Here is a 20,937-nt window from a genome sequence, read left to right as displayed (position 1 = left end):
TACGATTTTACAGTGTTTTATTCTGTTATGTTTTTTTCAATATCATGGAGTAAACGGTGCAACATTGCCGTATCTCGTTGCTCAAGCAGCCCGAGCCGTTGCTGAAGCCAGTCCACCATTTTTTGGTCATCGCTCACACTGAGCCTGGCCAGGAGTCGGGATACACGATCGCGTAGCGCATATAACTGTGCGCCATCTGCCGGCTCTTGCTCTGAAGATGCTGAAATCATTAAGGCTGATAACTGATAGCAATAAACCATCACAGCCTGTCCAAGATTTAATGACGGGTAGTCCCCTTTCATGGGAATACCCGTCAGGATATCGGCCAGGGCTAACTCTTCGTTGGTTAAACCTGAATCTTCACGACCAAACACCAACGCGCTGCGGCCAGCCCACTGTGCTTTCTCTTCCAGTAAGGGGAGCAACTGCACTGGCGTGGCATAATAATGGAATCGAGCGCGGCTCCTGGCTGTGGTCGCCACAGTAAAATTAACATCTTTCAGCGCTTCAGCCAGTGTATCAAAATGGCTGGTGTTATCGAGAATGTCACCCGCGCCATGCGCAACCCAGCGTGCGGCAGGCTGTAAATGGGCATCACTGGCAACAATCCGTAGATCGGTAAATCCCATGGTTTTCATGGCCCGGGCTGCCGCACCGATATTTTCAGCTCTGGCAGGAGAAACCAGAATAATAGACAACTGCATTTAATGTTTTCCATCTATCAACAGATTAAATAGTGCTTATCACCAGGAGCATAACTAAAAATAGCCAAAACGTCTGAATAATCTGTTTGCCTGATAGCCTATTTTTTTCTACGCTTTAAATTGTTAATTATTTGTAATAATCATCAAGGTAACATGGTGATCCCTTCAGTAAAGCGTTAACGTGCTACAATTGAATTTGATATATGTCAACGATACATAGCATTATTAGGGACTAAGCGTCGGACAGCTTGTTATGTTGCTGTTAAAATGGTTAGCATTAGCCCATGCGCTATTGAGCATCCATGATAAACAGAATGGAATCACTGCCTGACGAGTTATCTTGTTGACGTTGAAAAGTAATGCATCACAAAGAAATTATCGACTTAAGTCATGCTAGCTCTGGCGTGTTAATTTATCACAATGTTGCCAGACCAGGACTTGAGTACTTCCTGTTTCGATTTTGTTAGACATTTTAGGTAGCAAATATGCAGACGCCGCACATCCTTATCGTCGAAGACGAAGTAGTAACACGCAACACCTTAAAAAATATTTTTGAAGCGGAAGGATATGATGTTTTTGAAGCAACTGATGGTGCTGAGATGCATCAGATTTTAGCTGAAAATGACATTAATCTGGTCATTATGGATATCAACCTTCCCGGAAAGAACGGCCTCTTACTGGCTCGCGAACTCCGTGAGCAAGCAAATGTCGCACTCATGTTCCTCACCGGGCGCGACAACGAAGTGGATAAAATTCTCGGGCTGGAAATTGGTGCTGATGACTACATCACGAAGCCATTTAACCCACGTGAGCTAACGATTCGTGCTCGTAACTTGTTGTCACGGACAATGAATCTGGCAGTAATCAGTGAAGAACGCCGTAGTGTTGAAAGCTATAAATTCAATGGCTGGGAACTGGATATTAATAGCCGTTCTCTCGTGAGTCCACAGGGCGAGCATTATAAACTGCCCCGCAGTGAATTCCGCGCCATGCTGCATTTTTGCGAGAACCCCGGCAAAATTCAGTCTCGTGCTGAATTACTGAAAAAAATGACAGGGCGGGAGCTAAAACCACACGATCGCACGGTTGACGTCACCATCCGTAGAATTCGTAAACACTTTGAGTCAACACCTGATACACCAGAGATTATTGCGACAATTCACGGTGAAGGTTACCGCTTCTGTGGTGATCTGCAGGAATAATATATCAGAACGTTCCCGTTTTTTCTGGTAACAGTATCAGAATAGAGAATGAGGCAAATTTCAGGGCTTTATTCTCTATTTTATTTTATGGCAACTTAATAGAAGGAGTTGATTACGCTGTCTGAGTGTTCCCTGCCTTTTTACAATTATATTAATTACTTAGCGCAATAGCCGTTTCCACTACTTTGTTATATGAATGCGTAATCGCAATTTCGCTCAGTAGACTTGATGTTTTTAATTCGTTGAAAGATAAGGGCTTAAAACTTCCCTGACTCATAAAACTGAACACCGAATACGCCTCATTGAAAGAGTGTCCACCGCTGTAACTGAGCCAGGATGCGGTTGCCAGTTTGGCATCATCTTCAGGAAAACCTTCATATTCTAATTGTAGTTTTTTAAAAAGAAAATTCAGGATATTAGAAGAACCGGATACCCCTATACCAATCGTTCTTTCATTACTTAAAGCAATGGCATCATGTTCATTTAATTCCACTCCGACTGTCGGCCGCATGTATTTATCAATAGGACGAATACCAGCCCCTAAAGAGGGAGGGTTACTTAAAAGATAGTTCTTTTGATATGGGAGCAGTAATCCATATGCTGAATTTTTTATATTTCTACTGTCACTTAACGAACTAAAAATTTGTCTCTGAGGCAATATTTTATGAATGTAATATTTTGTAGCCTCGTTTTTTAACGCAACGGTCCCCTGCGATGAAATAATATATTTCACGGCCACCGAGAGTATGAGAGGAATCGAATACTTGCCTGAATACTTTATCATTTTAACAAAACATTCAGGATCAGGCTCTCTAACAAAATGATTGGCACAGATTAATTTATCGCGCCATGCAGGTGGATCAGAAAACATTCGATTGGCAAGACAGGCACACAGTGACAACTGATCATCACTAGATAAACATTGAAAGTCATCAAGAATAAAAGACGAAATAGTATCACGTACTTTTAGCATATTCATATTAGGATGGTCGATAATAAATTTTGACAGTTCAGTTTCAAACAATCGCCCATAGTAATTATCATTCCGCTTGGTAATAAAAAAATTATTTTCAAGCAATTGTAGCACTTCGTCTATTTTATTAATTATTTCTGGATAATTATTAATTTTAATCTTTATTAACTCAGCCATATTATACAAAGACTGCCGGGATAACGAACCATCCAGCCATGTTTTTTTTATTATTTCTTCAAGTTCTTTTTTGTTCATTATATCATCAGGTGCTTCTTTTATTATCCCGGCGATACTTATGATGATCTCCCCCGGTGTTTTTATGCTTTCTTTTGTGATCTGGGGCGTTTCATTTAATGGCCTTATTATGTTATTGACTAATACATTATAGTCTTCTCTTTTTATATTTGTTGATTTCAATGCGTTAACCACACCAACACCACTAAAATCTATTTTATCCTGGTACTTCGAGGCAATATGAGGATGAATAGTCGTGCCAATGAGTTGCGGTGCTTCAGAATACATTGTCACATTGTTACGCGTTATTTTCTTGATCATCCTATTGAATACTGAACTTACAGTGGACTTAATCCTTCTGGTTATTAATTTAAAACCTGAAACGTGAGTGTTTTCTGCTTTATCTATTGCTGTCAGCAGTGATGAAGATGAGATCAGTGATGACTGTGAATTATAATGTTCAGCTGGAAAGAGAGGTCGGGGTTCAATAGCCGAGTTTAAAGAAGAATTTGTTGTTAACATAGTTTTGTTCCGAAATAAATTTTACAACTAATAAAAAGCATAATATTTTGCTTTAACTCCTAATAGCAAAATGTATTTCTAACATATCATTTTATCTTTTCTATCAAAAATCATTTGTTTTAATTCATCAACACATTCACTTCACAATGATATTTGTGATTAAATTAATGCTGTTAAATATATTATATTTAACTTTCGACATCAGGAAGGGGAAAGGCTACAGATAAAAAACCAATGAAGAATTAAGAGAATATTATGAGGCTATAACATGACAAAGAAGGAACATTCCTTCTTTGTCAGAATACACTGATTAACCATTATTCCATGGCATAATAGGTACTGCACTCAGGGCATTTTTTGGTGAACCATCAATAATTTTATCTGAATAACTTAAATAAATAAGTGCATTCCGTTTGGCATCATAAAAACGGACAACTTGTAATTTTTTGAAAATAAGCGACGTGCGCTGACGAAACACCACGTCACCGTCTGACTTACCACGTTTAATCTTATCCGTAAGTTCAATATGGCCTACTTGCTGACAAGAAATCGCCGCATCTGCTGTGTCTTCAGCCAGACCCAGCCCCCCCTTGATCCCGCCGGTTTTCGCCCGGCTGATATAGCAGGTGACATTCTTGATATCAGGATCGTCAAAAGCATCAATGACAATTTTATGGTCAGGCCCCAATAACTTAAATGCCGTATCTACCGATCCGACCTGCTCACCGAAAGTAAATGGACTAAATACTAGCAAACTGCTCAAAATCGTTAATACTTTAAAATTCATAGGATTACCATAGTTTATTATCGTTGCGTCTAAACCAGATATAGTGAATAAAGCTTTAATTAACAATAGTAGTGCTAAAATTTATCTTAATCTCAAGGTGTTGAACACAGTTTGTTAAAAAAAACGCCCCCCGAGAAAAGTAGAAAAAATGCTATCATCTGGCATCTGTCAGGTAAGGATTAAGAGGTTTTTATGGATCAAACAGGGATCATTCGTGATCTACTTTCCTGGCTGGAAAGCCACCTGGATAAGCCACTATCAATTGATAATGTGGCAGCCCGGGCCGGGTATTCCAAATGGCATTTACAGCGAATGTTTAAAGAAGTAACCGGTCAGGCCATCGGTGCCTATATCCGTGGCCGGCGTCTCTCAAAATCAGCCGTCGCCTTGCGCTTAACAGCGCGTCCTATTTTGGATATCGCCTTACAGTATCGCTTTGATTCACAACAGACCTTCACCCGGGCCTTTAAAAGGCAGTTTGCCCAGACGCCTGCATGTTATCGCCGTTCCCCTGAGTGGAGCGCTTATGGAATTTGTTCGCCATTACGTCTGGAAGATTTCACGCCTCCCGAGGCAAAATTCATTACATTGCCAGAAACCCGCCTTATGGGAACAACCCGGAGTTACAGCTGCACACTGGAAAAAATTTCTGACTCTCGCCATGAAATGCGTATGCAATTCTGGATGAAGTTTCTCAGCCATTCTCCGGCCATACCAACAGTGTTGTATGGCCTGCATCAGCCACGCCCGAGCAGTGAAAAAGATGATGAACAGGAAATCTTTTACACGACAGCACTGCTTCCTGAGAGCATTACCGGCATTCTTCCCGATGCCCATCCCGTAATACTGGAAAGCGGCGACTATGTTCAGTTTGAATATGAAGGCCCTGTCACCGGGTTACAGGAGTTTATCCTGACGGTTTACGGCACTTGTATACCGATGCTCAATCTTACCCGTCGTCAGGGGCAGGATATTGAGCTATTTTATCCTGAGAAAAAAGAAAGGGATCATAAGCCACCAACACATATTCGTTGTCACTACTTGATCCCTATACGGCATTAACGCTGAATTTCATCCAGTGCAGGGGCATCAAGATGCGCGATGTCACCTGCTGTTTCCACTACCCAGCCAGGCGCCAGCCATGGACTTTTCTGGTAGTCAACGCGAGAAATAGAGCAGTTACGTAAGCGTAGACGGCGTTCAGACCAGGCGGGCAAGCCCAATATGGTACTGATTAAACACCCCAATGCCATTCCATGGCCGACAAGCAATGGCCGGCTGCCTGCAGGAAGTTCAAGGCATGCATTGAGGGCATCATGCATGCGATTACTTAGCTCCAGCATACTTTCGCCTTCTGGAATACGCCCATCAGCGGAACCGTTCACCAGGCTACGACGCCATCCCTCTTCTTCTTCTGTCAATGAGTCCATCAGGCGGCGTTCAAGCACCCCCATATCCAGCTCTCGTAGGCGGGGATCCAGAGTGACAGATAAGCCACAAATGTCGGCAATAATCTCAGCCGTTTGCCGCGTTCTCCCTAAGTCGCTGGAGATAATATGGGTAATATTAAGTTCTTTCGCCCGTCTGCCCACTAACTGAGCCTGGTGTTCTCCCTGTGCAGTCAGGGCACTGTTTGATTGCCCCTGAAGGCGACGTTCTGCGTTCCACAGTGTTTCACCGTGACGAACAAGGTATACCTGTACCATGCGTTTTATCCGTTATACTGGGATGTAAAAATGATGAGGTTCCAATCTATTATGTACCAAGTAGTCTGTGCGACAACCAATCCTGCCAAAATTCAGTCAGTTTTGCTGGCTTTCACACATATTTATGGTGATGGTGCATGTCAAATAGAGTCTGTTGTCGTCGATAGCAATGTTCCAGAGCAGCCTTTTGGCAGCAGTGAAACTAAACTGGGCGCACAAAACCGCATAGATAATGCAAGAAAATTAAAGCCTGAAGCCGACTTCTGGGTAGCTATTGAGGCAGGCATTGACGAGGGGAGTACTTTCAGCTGGGTGATAATTGAGAGCACGACTCAGCATGACGAATCTCGTTCAGCTTCACTGCCATTACCAGGGATTATGCTCAAAAATGTGAGCGCAGAAAACACCTTAGGGATGGTCATGTCGGAATATAGCGGCATTGATAAAGTGGGCCGTAAAGAGGGGGCGATTGGCATATTTACTGCGGGGACGCTGACCCGCAGTACAGTCTATTACCAGGCAGTAATACTCGCCCTGAGCCCGTTTCATAACGATATCTATCTTCGTTAATACTAAGAGGCGTTGTTACCCTCTAATAGCACCTGCTCAAGCCAGGCGCGTAATTCGGGCGGGGCGGATTTAAGGCTGTTCGATCCCCGGGTGATCGTTGCAATGCCCGCACCAAGTTCATTTTTCAATTCACGCTGACTCAAATTCCCCCGTAAGAGCTCTTCAATGATACGAACGCGGGTTCCAAGGGCCGTACGCTCATCGGGTGTCAAAAAGAGCATCAGTAAAGGAAGGTGGAGCTGTTTGTCGAAACCTTGTTTCATCAGTTCAACGAAACGAAGCCACTCCTGGTGGCTTTGTTCAGCATGTTCGGCTGAATATTGAGAGAGCTGAGTCATGTTAGGCCACCATACTATTTAACTAGTACAGTAGCATAACATATTCTTCCCGCAATCAATAACGCCGTTGCCACTCATTATCCATCATGATGTGGTCAGGCTTGCCAAGAAAATAACGATAGTATGCGTCATACGCGAGGACATTTTTGACATAACCACGAGTTTCTGAAAAGGGAATGCTTTCCACAAAAGCGACGGCATCGATTCTGCCTGCGCTATTTTTTACCCACGTATTCACACGCCCGGGGCCGGCATTGTAAGCCGCCGCAGCAAAAATACGGTTGTTTTCAAAGCGTCCAAAAACATGCTGGAGATAAGACGTGCCAATATTAATATTCATCTGAGGATCAAGCAGTTGTGCCTGGCTGGTATAGCCAAGGATATTGAACATCTTCACCGTTTCTCTTGCGGTTCCTGGCATCACTTGCATCAGACCACTGGCTCCCACCGGTGAACGAATTTTCGGATTCCAGGCACTTTCCTGGCGTGCTATTGCCATCGCAAAACTTTGTGAAATGTTTTTGTCTCTGACATAGCCGTCAAAGAGTTCCCTGTAAGCCAGGGGGAAACGCTCTTCCAGATGATCCCAAAGTTTACCGGCGATAGTCGCCTGAACGCTCAGATCCCACCAGTCTTGATCAAAAGCATATCGTGCGAGCCCTGCTTGCTCCTGAGAAGTACGGCTGGTTATCAGGTTTGCCCATTCACTCCGGGCAATGTTATCCAGCCCCCAGTACATTAATTCACGGATACGTGCCATTTCAGCCCCTTGAATCAGGAGCGGATCGGCTTTACCCGCATTGTCGACACGCAGCACATAATTCATACCCAAGCGCTGCGCCGCAACCATGGGATAAAAGCCTCGTTGCTGCATCAAAGACTGCAGAATGCTTCTCGCATCTTCCTCACGCCCACGTTCCAGCAATAGATCAGCTTGCCAGTAACGCCATTCATCCTTCTGCTTGGCTTCCATAGGCAAGCGAGCAATCCAGGTATTGAGACCATTACGATCCCCTTCCCCCAATGCCATACGGATACGACGCTCTATCAGGGTTTCTGATCCTGAACGCATGATCACTTTATCACGCCAGTTAGCCTGTTCCGGAGTAACGTCGTTCCCCATTAAACGCCAGGCCACCATATCATTAAGTTCCTGCACCTGCTCTTCCGTAAACTGCTGTGCCGTTTGCAGCGCAGGGATCATCAGCCGGGCATTATCCACATCCTGACGCACCAATTGACTAAACGTCGTCATCACGGCCTGACGGGTGAAATCTGTGGGTGCCATGTCTCGGGCAAAACTAAGCACCGTATTGGGATTTTTTTGCAGCGTGATGATGGCAGTGGTCAAAGACTGATCCACTGTCGGTAAGTTCTGTGCCAGGGAAGTGACCAGGCTGCTATTGCCCGCTTTCATCGCTAAACGGATACGATCCATATAGACATCAAGCGGTTGTGCTCCGGCAGCCCGCCAGGCTGAGAACAGGGTGTCACAGCTTGCTGGTAAATTTCTGCCAGTAAGCCAGAGTGTTTTTGCGCCAGCCCAGGCGTCCTGAGTCGCTCCCGTATTCCACTTGGCATTGTAGTAATTACACTTTGCATCAACCGTGGCTGGGGGCTGTGGACTGAAGGCAAGTAAACCACGCCAGTCCTGGCGACGAGCAAGTTCGTTAACAAAACGCGAGGTTAAACTACGGGCCGGGGGCAATGTCGGGTGGGCCCGGATAAACTGCTGCACAGCAATAGCGGGCTCATTCATTAAATTTCCGGAGATTTGCCGGTATTCCAGATAGGGATACAGGGGGTAATCACGCAGGGTCGGCATCAATTGAAGTACCACATCTTGCTGATTGTTATCCCAGGCTTGTTTAATTTCTGCGTAGCGAACGCGTTGTTCTGCTAAAGAGTCAGCATGGGCAACATTGCTCAATATGAGCAGCCCCATACCTGTTGCCAGACAATGCCATGCTACCTTTTTCGCTTTCAACATGCTTATCCTCTGTTTACCTAATGGCATCATGCCAACGCAAAATGAATGAACCCTTATATGCTAACCAAGAGAGAAGTTTTACGCCAAATCATCGCCCATATTTCGGTTCCATGCCCCTGAAACCACACTTGAATACTCTGCCCGCTGGCCCGCCGGGATTAGATACAAGTATCAGAACCTCGAGCACCTACTGGGATTAGCCCCAGAAAACGGCTACACTCCGCGTTGGTTATGTATCATCTTACTTCTTCATAAAGAGGCAAAGTCGCACTGTGGCTCAATTCGTTTATACCATGCATCGTGTCGGCAAAGTTGTCCCGCCGAAACGCCATATTTTAAAAAATATTTCACTCAGTTTTTTCCCTGGAGCCAAAATTGGCGTACTGGGTCTGAACGGTGCCGGTAAATCCACTCTCTTACGTATTATGGCAGGTATTGATACTGACATAGAAGGCGAAGCTCGCCCACAACCGGGGCTGAAAATCGGTTACCTGCCACAGGAACCTAAGCTCAATCCGGAACATACCGTCCGTGAGTCTGTTGAAGAGGCACTGTCTGAGGTCGTTAACGCCCTCAAGCGTCTGGATGAAGTATATGCCCTGTATGCTGCACCTGATGCTGATTTTGACAAGCTGGCGGCAGAACAGGGTAAGTTAGAAGAAATTATCCAGGCACATGATGGCCACAATCTGAATGTCCAGCTGGAGCGTGCTGCTGATGCCCTGCGTCTACCGGACTGGGATGCAAGTGTAGCCACCCTGTCAGGGGGGGAGCGTCGTCGTGTGGCATTATGCCGCCTGCTGCTGGAAAAACCAGACATGCTGTTGCTCGACGAACCAACCAACCACCTGGATGCGGAATCCGTTGCCTGGCTGGAACGCTTCCTGCACGACTTTGAAGGAACTGTGGTGGCAATTACCCACGACCGTTACTTCCTGGATAACGTCGCCGGTTGGATCCTTGAACTTGACCGTGGTGAAGGCATTCCATGGGAAGGTAACTACTCTTCCTGGCTTGAGCAAAAAGATCAACGTCTGGCTCAAGAAGCGTCCCAGGAAGCCGCCCGCCGCAAGTCAATTGAGAAAGAGCTGGAGTGGGTACGTCAAGGAGCTAAAGGCCGTCAGTCAAAAGGCAAGGCTCGTCTGGCCCGTTTTGAAGAGCTCAATAGCAGCGAATACCAGAAGCGTAATGAAACCAATGAGCTGTTTATTCCACCTGGCGCTCGCCTCGGGGATAAAGTAGTCGAAGTCAGCCATCTGAGAAAATCCTATGGGGACCGCTTATTGATCGATGATCTCTCCTTCTCTGTGCCGAAAGGAGCGATCGTTGGCATCATCGGGCCAAACGGGGCGGGTAAATCTACCCTGTTCCGTATGATGTCCGGTCAGGAACAGCCTGACAGCGGTAACATCGAGCTGGGTGAAACGGTTACGCTGGCTTCTGTTGACCAGTTCCGTGATGCAATGGACAACAGTAAAACCGTCTGGGAAGAGGTCTCTGGTGGGCAGGATATCATGCGTATCGGGAATACCGAAATGCCGAGCCGTGCCTATGTCGGACGCTTTAACTTTAAGGGTGTTGATCAGGGGAAACGTGTCGGAGAGTTATCCGGTGGTGAACGTGGCCGTCTGCATCTGGCGAAGCTGCTGCAAGTGGGTGGCAACATGTTACTGCTCGATGAACCGACCAATGACCTGGATATCGAAACATTACGCGCCCTGGAGAACGCCCTGCTTGAGTTTCCTGGCTGTGCCATGGTTATCTCCCATGACCGTTGGTTCCTGGACCGTATAGCCACCCATATCCTTGACTACCAGGATGAAGGTAAAGTGGAATTCTTCGAGGGTAACTTTACTGAGTACGAAGAGTATAAAAAACGGACTTTAGGTGCCGATGCACTGGAGCCTAAGCGTATCAAATACAAACGTATTACGAAGTAATACGCTTTAAGTTTGTTGACTCACTGATATGTAAAATAATTCAAGCTGCAGTAAGAAAAACAAGCCCGAATCACTTATCCCGATAAGTGATTCGGGCCAGTGAGTCAACCGTGTTATTCGTTTATATCGCTGTAGTCCCCCAGATCACTGAACTTTGCTGTATACATTTTCCAGCATATATAATAGAGATTCATACTTATCAATACGTTCTCTTATCTTCAGACGCTGTTCATTATTAGAACATTGGTTAGTTAATCGGTAATGTGCATTTTCATTTTTTACATTAAGAAGCTTACACGCAAAGCCCATATATTTATTGTTGTCTACTGCCAGGTAAAAAGCCGAAGAACTGCTATTAAGTACTGATGCTCGAAAAAATTCCACTACGTGCATAACAACCATCCTCTGGAGAAATAGATCCATAATTAAAAATAATTTATTCCTTCAATATATAGCCTTGTTAACCCTCGGGAAAAACGAATACTATATTATTCAGCAACATACAACACAGCACGTCAAAAAGACATTTAAATATCAATCATTGTCACATAAAACCTGGAGACGAGAAGCCATCCATTTAATTAACGCTACAAATTACAGTTTATTATTCAATAAGCTTCACACGACCTAAATATCAGTCAAATATAAGATGAAAAGAATTAAAATAATCTTCTATGCAGAACATCCATAGTTATCACTAATTCGCTTATAAAAATGGGGTGATTACTTCATGAAGACTTACAGTGGTTATTTTATTTCCTCTACGGAATAAGAAAATATCACTTATATAATTAACGAAGACTAAAAAGAATGTTAAATATCTCTTCCTATTCCGGTAGCAGGCCATCTTTGGCCTGCTACCGTGGGAAATACCTTATGCTAATTACTCTGCATTAAGCATCTTTTTCACTAACTCCACACAACGCAGGAAACGGCTGTCATAGTCAGATTCCTCGACATGAATAAAAGAGATATTATTGTCTTTTAGCATCTCAATGAGCAGGTTCTGAAACCCTCTACGGTCAACATCACTCCCCAGACTACGTAAACCGTCAGCAACCCATGGAGTATTATTCTCAAGCAATATTACTAAATCAAAACGATATTCATCGATCATTGCCTGAATAAAAGGATGCTCACGGCCTTCATATTTTTTACAAAAAGCCTGTGTAGTAACAAAATCCGTATCAATAAATGCGACTTTATTGGCGTGTTTTACTGCAAAATCGACATACTGTGCGTGACCGATGGCGATTTTATCGTAATCAGAATATTGCAACGCCATTTCATCGCCACCGAGATGAGAGAAAACATAGTCACGACCATATTCCCAGGCACTGGTCGTATTGAAAATGTTGGCAAGCTTATTCACCATCCATGATTTACCACTCGACTCCCCACCAAGAATCGCTACCGTGCGCACAAAGAAGGGCTTAACTTCGGTAGGAATATACTCCCAGTAGCGGAACGGATCTTCACGAATTTGCGTACCGCTGATATTCATAAAAGTCCGTTTGGGGTCAATCACTACCGTTTCAATACCCAGCTGTTGGCTAAACTGCGCCGCGTCGCTTTCTTCTGAGGTATAGATACAATCAGGGGTAATTCCTTTGCTATTCATAAAAGCTTTAACACCATGGCTCCAGACATCCCAGCCATGAGGATAAGGTTCCATGCCTTCTTCGTTAAAAGAGTGGATATGAATATTTTTTTGATACTTAAAGGTTTGCAGTAACCAGCGTAAACGATCGCCAGTCGTCGGCTGCTGTGACATCGCGCTATCATCAAACAAGGCTTTATCACGCGGTTCATCATAACCCATGATGATATGCAGTTCGTCAACCTGGCTACAGGCACGTTGTATTAGATAAATATGACCAGTATGAAGGGGGTAAAACTTGCCGAAGACGACCCCTACTTTCTTATCTCGTCGCGGAAACTCCAGCCCGAGGAAGCGATGCAATGCTTCAAGCTTTTGTGCACTCGGACTTTTAATTTTCGCATTTAATAATTGACTCAGGTAGCCTTTGGTCATCCCACTGGCATCCGCAACTTGCTGTAGTGTATGACCCTGTTTGCGAATGGCTGTTTTGATATATTCGAATGACGACATGCACTGTCTCCCAATGGCTCATATGTCCGGACAAACCTTTTCCGGATTGATACCTGCTAACGTTCAAGTTACCGACAACCAGAACGTTCAGGGTAATGACTTAATAACAGAAATCAGGCAACTGATTCCACAAACAGCCAGTATTCATTATAAGTCGTCAAATACAGAAAGCGCATCAACAAGCTTTTTCACGGGAAAAATCTGCATGCCTTCGGGCACTTTTTTCGGCACATTTGCCTGGGGAACGATAGCACGTTTAAAACCATGCTTTGACGCTTCGGCAATGCGTTCCTGGCCACTTGGCACCGGGCGAATTTCACCGGCAAGACCTACCTCGCCAAAGACCACTAAATCATGAGGCAGAGCCCGGTTACGTAAACTGGATACCATTGCCAGCAACAACGCCAAGTCAGCACTGGTTTCTGCAACTTTCACGCCCCCGACGACATTAACGAAAACATCCTGATCCGCCATCTGTAAACCACCATGTCGGTGTAACACTGCCAGCAGAATGGCCAGTCTGTTTTGCTCAAGTCCGACGGCAACACGCCGCGGATTAGCCATCATTGACTGGTCAACCAAGGCCTGAATCTCCACCAGCAAAGGGCGTGTTCCTTCCCAGACTACCATGACAGAACTTCCTGGTGTCACTTCGTCCCCACGACTCAGAAAAATGGCAGACGGATTACTGACTTCCCGGAGGCCCTGTTCAGTCATGGCAAACACCCCTAGCTCATTCACCGCCCCAAAGCGGTTTTTATGGCTGCGTAAGGTACGAAAACGTGAATCCGCATCGCCGTCAAGCATGACAGAGCAGTCAATACAGTGTTCCAGTACTTTCGGCCCCGCGAGGGAACCATCTTTCGTCACATGACCGACCATAATGATCGCCACCCCTTTCGTTTTCGCAAAACGAGTCAGGTAGGCGGCAGTCTCACGGACCTGGGCGACACTGCCCGGCGATGACTGGACATCAGCCATATGCATCACCTGAATAGAGTCAATGACCATCAACTTGGGCTGCTCTTCTTCAGCTATCATACAAATCTGTTCAATGCTGGTTTCCGACAGCATATTCAAATGCTGTGTTGGTAGCCCCAGACGATGTGCTCGCATGGCTACCTGCTGTAACGACTCCTCACCGGTGACGTACAGTGTTTTCATCTGCGCACTGAGTTTACAAAGGGTTTGTAGCAACAGGGTCGATTTACCAGCCCCCGGGCTTCCCCCTATCAGAATTGCGCTCCCGGGCACCACCCCACCGCCCAGCACACGGTCGAACTCCTTAAAACCGCTGCTAAAGCGTGGCAGCTCTTCAAGACTAATATCAGAGAGCTTTTGGACCCGGCTAACACCAGCACTCCCCGCATAGCCCGATAATCGTTCATTACGAGCAACTTGGGGTGAGGCGGCAATGCGCACTTCAGTAATGGTATTCCATGCATGACAAGCGCTACATTGCCCCTGCCAGCGTGGGTAATCAGCACCACACTCGTTACAAACAAATGCGCGTTTTGGAGCTTTTGCCACCTTAATACCTCTTAACCTTCTTCCTGAATCAAGCTGCCTGAAAGAATGCAAAATACACCGGTCAAATCCGCATGATGTATCGTCACTTCAGCCTTTTCATTCACTTTAGGTTTCGCATGATACGCAATCCCCAAGCCTGCGACTTGAATCATTGGCAAGTCATTTGCCCCATCACCGATCGCCAGGGTCTGGGTGTTCGGGATAGCATATTGTGCTGCTAACATTTTTAGCGTTTCTGCCTTAAAACGAGCATCGACAATTTGCCCTTGTACTTCACCGGTTAATTTACCATCAAAAATTTCCAGCTCATTCGCAAACACAGCGTTTAACTGTAACTCATCACGTAAATATTCAGCAAAGTAAGTAAAACCGCCAGAAACGATGGCAATTTTCCAGTCCAGCGTCTGCAGTTTGGCCACTAAAGATCGCAGGCCAGGCATCAATGGCAGCCTGTCACGTACCTGGCGTAAAATATCCGCATCGGCTCCTTTCAGTGTCCCGACACGCTCGCGCAAGCTGGCAGAAAAATCCAGTTCCCCGCGCATCGCTCGCTCCGTGATTGCGGAAACTTTTTCGCCTGTCCCTGCAAGCGTAGCTATTTCATCGATACACTCAATTTGAATCGCGGTAGAGTCCATGTCCATCACCAGTAATCCCGGTGTATGCAAATGAGGTATTTTACCCAGTGGCGCCACATCCAGCCCTGCCTGATGTGCTAACTTAGTCGCTCGAGGAGTCAATGTCCCAGCCAGACGAATAACTTGATATTCGTCCACGCACCAGGCGTTGACTATCACCATTGCTGCCCCCAGCTTACGCTGGTATTTCGTCAGGCACTGTTTATCAAGGTTTCTGCCATAAAGCAGCCAACCCGTGCGCCCGGCACGGTAATCCAGTGGCATCACTTCATCACCACTGAGTGAAAGCGGCAGTCCTGGCCACAGAGAGACATCATTAGGTAGGTCGCACCAGGTCAAACTATTTAGCATTACAGCTCCAGTATCAGGCAAGGGAGGGTAAAAACACCGCAAGAGGCTACCTTGTCAGCCAGGCTTCTGGCAACATTAATGTCAGCAATTTTCCAAAGGTGCATCATGTCACGAATAAAATTTAAATTTCGCTTACATAAGGCAGTGATTGTCTTGTTCTGCCTGGCACTCTTAGTGGTAATGATGCAAGGCGCATCCTGGTTTAGCCGCGGGAGTCAGCAGGCTCGTTCCGATCAGCTGGAAGAACTGGCTCGCACCCTGGCCCGTCAGGTAGCATTTAATCTGCTTCCGGCGATGAAGCCCGAAAACCCGGATGAAAAACGCATTGTTGCCGCACTCAGTATGTTAACCAAAGATAGCCGGATACTCGATGCTGCTGTTTACGATACCGCGGGGAACCAGGTGGCAAGATCCGGGGAACCCATCAATGTTCGTGACCGTCTGGCGCTGGACGGGGCGAAAGCAGGAAGTTACTTCAATAAACAAATTGTTTCACCGATTGAAGATAAAAGTGGCCCCATTGGTTATCTGCGTCTGACGCTCGATACGCATACCCTGGCAACAGAAGCCAAGCAGGTCGATAATACCACCAACATTCTGCGGCTCATGATCTTACTGGCTGTAGCTATCGGTATTATCCTCGCCCGGACTCTGCTCGGGGGCAAACGAAGCCGCTGGCAGCAGTCCCCTTTTCTGCTTACTGCCAATACCAAAGTAAAAGAAGAGGAAGAGTAAAGCCACCAACATGACACAATTGATAGATTGACTGAATGGCCTGAGCTACATGGGCGTTATTCCACTCTTTTCAGAAAAAGGAGTTCTGCTATGCCTGGTTTGCGTTTACTGATTTCTGACACCTATGATCCCTGGTTTAACCTCGCTGTTGAAGAAACTATTTTTCGTCAGATGCCCACAACTCAACGGGTGCTGTTTCTATGGCGTAATGCAGATACCGTGGTGATTGGACGTGCCCAGAATCCGTGGAAAGAGTGTAATACTGCTCGTATGGAGCAGGACAATATCCGGCTGGCTCGTCGTAGCAGTGGTGGGGGGGCAGTATTTCACGATTTAGGTAATACCTGTTTCACGTTCATGGCTGGCAAGCCTGAGTACGATAAAAGCATCTCAACAGGGCTGGTTATCAACGCGTTACAAAATCTGGGGATTACTGCCACGGCTTCCGGACGTAATGATTTAGAAGTCGAAACGCCTGATGGGGTGCGTAAAATTTCCGGTTCGGCCTATAAAGAAACCAAAGATCGTGGTTTTCACCATGGCACATTACTGCTGAATGCGGACCTTACCCGGCTGGCAAACTACCTGAATCCTGACCCCAAAAAGCTCCAGGCCAAAGGCATTACCTCTGTCAGGGGACGTGTGGCGAATCTTAGTGATTTAGTCCCCGGTCTAACCCATGAACAAATTTGTGACAGCATCATTGAGGCTTTTTTTAGTCTCTACGGTGAGCGCGTTCAGGCAGAACATATCTCTCCCGATGCATTACCAGACTTACCCGGATTCATGGAAACGTTCACCCGCCAAAGTAGTTGGGAATGGAACTTTGGCCAGGCCCCCGCGTTTAGCCATTTACTGGATAACCGTTTTAGCTGGGGCGGCATTGAGCTGCACTTTGATGTGGAAAAAGGCCATATATCCCGGAGTCAGTTATTCACTGACAGCCTGAATCCTGCCCCGCTGGAAGCCCTGGCTTCAGATTTGCAGGGGGTACTTTATCGCAGCGACGTTCTGCAAAAAGTATGTGAGTCATTAATCCCGGCTTATCCTGAACAGGAAAAAGAGCTACGCGAATTAGCCAGCTGGATAGCAGAAGCCGTCCGTTAAGCTCATAAAGGTAATAAAAAAGGCACGGGAGATGATGTTTCCCGTGCCTTTTTTATGAATTCGAGGCACAACTCATGCCTCTTTAAGCAACCCAGTTAATCAGGCTTTATCACCCAATAATACGGATTCCAGAGCAATCTTAATCATATCATTAAAGGTGGTCTGGCGTTCCGCTGCAGTCGTCTGCTCATGAGTACGGATATGGTCAGACACGGTACAGATGGTCAGCGCTTTAGCACCAAATTCTGCTGCCACACCATAGATACCCGCCGCTTCCATTTCCACGCCCAGGATACCGTATTTTTCCATGACGTCAAACATGGTTGGATCCGGGGTATAGAACAAGTCTGCAGAGAAGATGTTGCCTACACGGGCATCAACACCCAGAGCCTTAGCGGCATCCACGGCATTACGTACCATCTCAAAATCTGCAATAGCAGAAAAATCGTTGTCTTTAAAACGCAGGCGGTTAACTTTGGAGTCAGTACATGCCCCCATGCCGATAACTACATCGCGTAGTTTTACATCTTCACGCACGGCACCACAGGAACCCACACGGATGATTTTTTTCACACCAAAATCGGTGATCAGCTCTTTCGCATAGATGGAGCAGGATGGGATCCCCATGCCATGACCCATAACAGAAATTTTACGTCCTTTATAAGTCCCGGTGTAACCCAACATGCCACGCACGTTGTTCACTTCACGCGCATTTTCCAGGAAAGTTTCTGCAATATGTTTTGCACGCAGTGGATCGCCAGGCATCAAAACGACGTCAGCAAAATCACCCATTTCGGCGTTAATATGTGGAGTGGCCATAAGTTAATCCTTATCTTAATGTGACAGCTATTGGGCGGCAGTCAGCCGCCCTGCAGAATTACAGAATGTTTTTGCCGTAATCCATATCAGAAAGACCGAAGTATTTAGCCAGTGTCTGGCCAATATCGGCAAAGGTTTCACGATGCCCACGGGAACCTGGTTTAACTTTATGGCCATAGATCAGTACCGGAATATGCTCACGGGTGTGATCTGTGCCATGCCAGGTTGGGTCACAGCCATGGTCAGCCGTCAGAATAAGCAGATCATCTTCTTTCAGCAGCGCCATCAATTCAGGTAAACGGCGGTCAAACAATTCAAGACCACCCGCATAACCGGCTATATCACGACGGTGTCCCCATGAGGAATCAAAATCAACGAAGTTGGTGAAAACGATAGTTTCATCACCGGCTTCTTTGATTTCTTTAATCGTGGCATCAAACAGCGCATCCAGGCCTGTTGCTTTTATTTTTTTAGTGATACCGCAGTTAGCATAGATATCAGCAATTTTACCGACAGAAACCACATGACCGTGTTTCTCTTCAACCAGTTTCTGCAGCACTGTCGGCGCTGGCGGCTCAACAGCCAAGTCATGACGGTTCCCCGTGCGTTGAAAATGACCCGCTTTATCGCCCACAAATGGCCGGGCAATGACACGACCAATGTTATACCCACCTTTGGTCAGTTCTTCACGCGCGATTTCGCACAGTGCATAGAGTTTGTCCAGGCCGAAAGTTTCTTCATGACAGGCTATCTGGAATACGGAGTCAGCAGAGGTATAGAAAATCGGTTTTCCGGTTTTCATATGCTCTTCACCTAACTGATCCAAAATGACTGTACCCGATGAGTGACAGTTACCCAGGTAACCCGGCAAGTTAGCGCGTTTCACCAGGATATCTAATAACTCTGGTGGGAAGCTATTTTCTTTATCAGAGAAGTAACCCCAGTCAAACAGTACTGGCACCCCTGCGATTTCCCAGTGACCTGATGGGGTGTCTTTGCCGGAAGAGAGCTCATGCGCCCAGGCATAGGCACCAATAACTTCGGCATTACCATCCATACCGGCGGCAACGTGACCAGTCGACCCTTCATGGGCTTTTACCAGACCCAGACGGGTCAAGTTAGGAAGATGCAGTGGGCCTTTACGACCAATATCTGCTTCACCTTTAGCACATTTTTCTGCAATGTGACCCAGTGTATCAGCACCGACATCACCAAATTTTACTGCGTCTTCAGTTGCGCCAATACCGAAAGAATCCAGTACCATAATAAATGCACGTTTCATAGTATTCTCCGCATCTTACGATCGAAAAATTCGATCAGAATAGTATACGTTACTGACTTATTCTGCGATAGACAGTCGGTGTTTCCTGTGGTGCTTTATCGTCAAATTTAATTGCCGCTTTCACCGACGCAGCCGCCTCTTGCCAGCTTGCCTCATCTTTCGCATGAATAACCGCCAACGGATGTGATGTATCAACCTTATCGCCCAGTCGTGCCATTTCGGTGATACCAACACTATAGTCGATAATATCGGAAGCCTGACGACGACCACCGCCCAGGGACACGACGGCGAGACCCAGATCACGGGTATCCATCGCGGAAACAAAACCCACATCATCGGCATAGACGGGTTTACGAATAGCGGCAACCGGTAAATATTTATCCGGATTTTCGACAAAGTCCCCTGGTCCACCTTGGGCCGCAACCATACGACCAAAAACTTCCGCCGCTTTACCGTTATCCAACACTTTTTGAAGTTTAGTTCGGGCTTCCGCATCGTTCTGAGCAAGATTACCGGAAAGCAACATTTCAACACATAATGCCATGGTGACATCATACAAGCGTGGATTACGGTACTCCCCCGTCAGGAACTGTACGGATTCACGCACCTCAACAGCATTACCGGCACTGGAGGCAAGAACCTGATTCATATCTGTCAACAAGGCTGTAGTACGCACGCCAGCCCCGTTGGCAACCCCGACGATCGCTTCTGCCAGCAAACCGGAAAGCTCATAGGTTGGCATAAATGCCCCATTACCCACTTTGACATCCATGACCAGGGCATCTAATCCCTCAGCCAGTTTCTTCGCCAGGATAGAACCGGTAATCAGCGGGATAGAGTCCACCGTCGCAGTAATATCCCGGGTAGCATAGAAACGTTTATCCGCAGGCGCCAGAGAGCTGGTTTGGCCAATGATCGCAACCCCCACCTCTTTAATAATTTTCCGGAACCGATTGTCATCAGGGAAAATATCAAAACCGGGGATGGCTTCAAGCTTATCCAGCGTACCTCCCGTATGCCCCAGACCTCGCCCAGAAATCATCGGAACATAACCACCACATGCCGCAACCATTGGCCCCAGCATCAAGGAGGTCACATCCCCCACCCCACCCGTTGAATGTTTATCAACAACAGGCCCATTGAGATGCAAACTTTTCCAGTCAAGGACTGTGCCTGAGTCACGCATCGCCATGGTCAGTGAGACCCGCTCCGGCATGCTCATGTCATTAAAAAAGATGGTCATTGCCAGGGCGGCGATCTGCCCTTCAGAGATAGTATTATCGCGAATGCCATTGATAAAAAAACGGATTTCTTCATCGCTTAACGCATGGCCATCACGTTTTTTACGAATGATTTCTTGTGCGAGAAACATAGGAATCTCCAACGAAAAGTCGAG

At 46.3% G+C, this 20,937-nt stretch carries 18 protein-coding genes; 6 read left to right on the top strand and 12 right to left on the bottom strand.

Features of this window, described 5'->3' with window-relative positions; genetic code table 11:
* Window positions 1–17 precede the first annotated feature (17 nt).
* A complete protein-coding gene (locus JK154_RS08490; protein WP_211992089.1) occupies window positions 18–704 on the bottom strand; it encodes a tRNA/rRNA methyltransferase in 687 nt (228 codons plus the stop codon).
* A 485-nt stretch (window positions 705–1,189) separates the two neighbouring features.
* Between JK154_RS08490 and arcA the strand changes: the two genes are divergently transcribed.
* Complete coding sequence (gene arcA, locus JK154_RS08485) at window positions 1,190–1,906, top strand: two-component system response regulator ArcA (protein WP_211992088.1); 717 nt, start codon at window positions 1,190–1,192, stop codon at window positions 1,904–1,906.
* Between the two features lie 151 nt (window positions 1,907–2,057).
* On the opposite strand, the gene JK154_RS08480 is transcribed toward arcA, so the two are convergent.
* Window positions 2,058–3,635 (bottom strand): hypothetical protein, encoded by a 1,578-nt coding sequence (locus JK154_RS08480; protein WP_211992087.1) that lies wholly within the window; start codon window positions 3,633–3,635, stop codon window positions 2,058–2,060.
* Between the two features lie 310 nt (window positions 3,636–3,945).
* A complete protein-coding gene (creA, locus tag JK154_RS08475; RefSeq protein WP_211992086.1) occupies window positions 3,946–4,422 on the bottom strand; it encodes a protein CreA in 477 nt (158 codons plus the stop codon).
* 192 nt (window positions 4,423–4,614) lie between these two features.
* Between creA and robA the strand changes: the two genes are divergently transcribed.
* A complete protein-coding gene (robA, locus tag JK154_RS08470) occupies window positions 4,615–5,484 on the top strand; it encodes an MDR efflux pump AcrAB transcriptional activator RobA (protein WP_211992085.1) in 870 nt (289 codons plus the stop codon).
* On the opposite strand, the gene gpmB is transcribed toward robA, so the two are convergent.
* Window positions 5,481–6,128, bottom strand: a complete 648-nt coding sequence (gpmB, locus tag JK154_RS08465) for a 2,3-diphosphoglycerate-dependent phosphoglycerate mutase GpmB (protein ID WP_211992084.1) — start codon at window positions 6,126–6,128, stop codon at window positions 5,481–5,483. The genes robA and gpmB overlap by 4 nt on opposite strands.
* 51 nt (window positions 6,129–6,179) lie before the next feature.
* On the opposite strand from gpmB, the gene yjjX reads away from it, so the two are divergent.
* Window positions 6,180–6,698, top strand: coding sequence for an inosine/xanthosine triphosphatase (yjjX, locus tag JK154_RS08460; protein ID WP_211992248.1), 519 nt, complete (start codon window positions 6,180–6,182; stop codon window positions 6,696–6,698).
* Window positions 6,699–6,700: 2 nt separating this feature from the next.
* On the opposite strand, the gene trpR is transcribed toward yjjX, so the two are convergent.
* Both trpR and sltY read right to left on the bottom strand, forming a co-directional pair.
* Entirely contained in the window at window positions 6,701–7,036 is a 336-nt protein-coding gene (gene trpR / locus JK154_RS08455; RefSeq protein WP_211992083.1) for a trp operon repressor, read from the bottom strand.
* 55 nt (window positions 7,037–7,091) lie between these two features.
* On the bottom strand, window positions 7,092–9,026 hold the full coding sequence (sltY, locus tag JK154_RS08450; protein WP_211992082.1) for a murein transglycosylase: 1,935 nt from the start codon (window positions 9,024–9,026) through the stop codon (window positions 7,092–7,094).
* A gap of 272 nt (window positions 9,027–9,298) precedes the next feature.
* Here sltY and ettA point away from each other — a divergent pair, with 272 nt between their 5' ends.
* On the top strand, window positions 9,299–10,966 hold the full coding sequence (ettA, locus tag JK154_RS08445) for an energy-dependent translational throttle protein EttA (RefSeq protein WP_211992081.1): 1,668 nt from the start codon (window positions 9,299–9,301) through the stop codon (window positions 10,964–10,966).
* Between the two features lie 883 nt (window positions 10,967–11,849).
* Here the strand turns inward: ettA and nadR are convergent.
* The 3 genes from nadR to serB all read right to left on the bottom strand — a co-directional run bounded on the left by nadR (window position 11,850) and on the right by serB (window position 15,598).
* Window positions 11,850–13,079 carry a multifunctional transcriptional regulator/nicotinamide-nucleotide adenylyltransferase/ribosylnicotinamide kinase NadR gene (gene nadR, locus JK154_RS08440; RefSeq protein ID WP_211992080.1) on the bottom strand — a complete coding sequence of 410 codons (1,230 nt, stop codon included), beginning with the start codon at window positions 13,077–13,079 and terminating at the stop codon, window positions 11,850–11,852.
* A gap of 147 nt (window positions 13,080–13,226) precedes the next feature.
* Window positions 13,227–14,609: a DNA repair protein RadA gene (gene radA / locus JK154_RS08435; RefSeq protein ID WP_211992079.1), complete on the bottom strand. Its 1,383-nt coding sequence runs from the start codon at window positions 14,607–14,609 to the stop codon at window positions 13,227–13,229.
* 11 nt (window positions 14,610–14,620) lie between these two features.
* Window positions 14,621–15,598, bottom strand: coding sequence for a phosphoserine phosphatase (gene serB / locus JK154_RS08430; RefSeq protein ID WP_211992078.1), 978 nt, complete (start codon window positions 15,596–15,598; stop codon window positions 14,621–14,623).
* A 105-nt stretch (window positions 15,599–15,703) separates the two neighbouring features.
* Here serB and JK154_RS08425 point away from each other — a divergent pair, with 105 nt between their 5' ends.
* Together JK154_RS08425 and lplA are read left to right on the top strand one after the other, a co-directional pair.
* Window positions 15,704–16,333: a YtjB family periplasmic protein gene (locus JK154_RS08425; protein WP_211992077.1), complete on the top strand. Its 630-nt coding sequence runs from the start codon at window positions 15,704–15,706 to the stop codon at window positions 16,331–16,333.
* A 90-nt stretch (window positions 16,334–16,423) separates the two neighbouring features.
* Window positions 16,424–17,440, top strand: a complete 1,017-nt coding sequence (lplA, locus tag JK154_RS08420) for a lipoate--protein ligase LplA (RefSeq protein WP_211992076.1) — start codon at window positions 16,424–16,426, stop codon at window positions 17,438–17,440.
* 99 nt (window positions 17,441–17,539) lie between these two features.
* Here the strand turns inward: lplA and deoD are convergent, their stop codons facing one another.
* Genes deoD through deoA form a run of 3 tightly spaced genes read right to left on the bottom strand, consistent with a single transcriptional unit; the run spans window position 17,540 to window position 20,913 of the window.
* Window positions 17,540–18,259, bottom strand: coding sequence for a purine-nucleoside phosphorylase (gene deoD / locus JK154_RS08415; protein ID WP_211992075.1), 720 nt, complete (start codon window positions 18,257–18,259; stop codon window positions 17,540–17,542).
* 58 nt (window positions 18,260–18,317) lie between these two features.
* Entirely contained in the window at window positions 18,318–19,541 is a 1,224-nt protein-coding gene (gene deoB / locus JK154_RS08410; protein ID WP_211992074.1) for a phosphopentomutase, read from the bottom strand.
* Window positions 19,542–19,590: 49 nt separating this feature from the next.
* On the bottom strand, window positions 19,591–20,913 hold the full coding sequence (deoA, locus tag JK154_RS08405) for a thymidine phosphorylase (protein WP_211992073.1): 1,323 nt from the start codon (window positions 20,911–20,913) through the stop codon (window positions 19,591–19,593).
* Window positions 20,914–20,937 lie beyond the last annotated feature (24 nt).

The organism is Citrobacter sp. JGM124 (assembly GCF_018257795.1).
Lineage (GTDB): Bacteria > Pseudomonadota > Gammaproteobacteria > Enterobacterales > Enterobacteriaceae > JGM124.
Note: the sequence above shows the minus strand (reverse complement) of the source record. Positions and strands in the feature narration are given on the sequence as shown.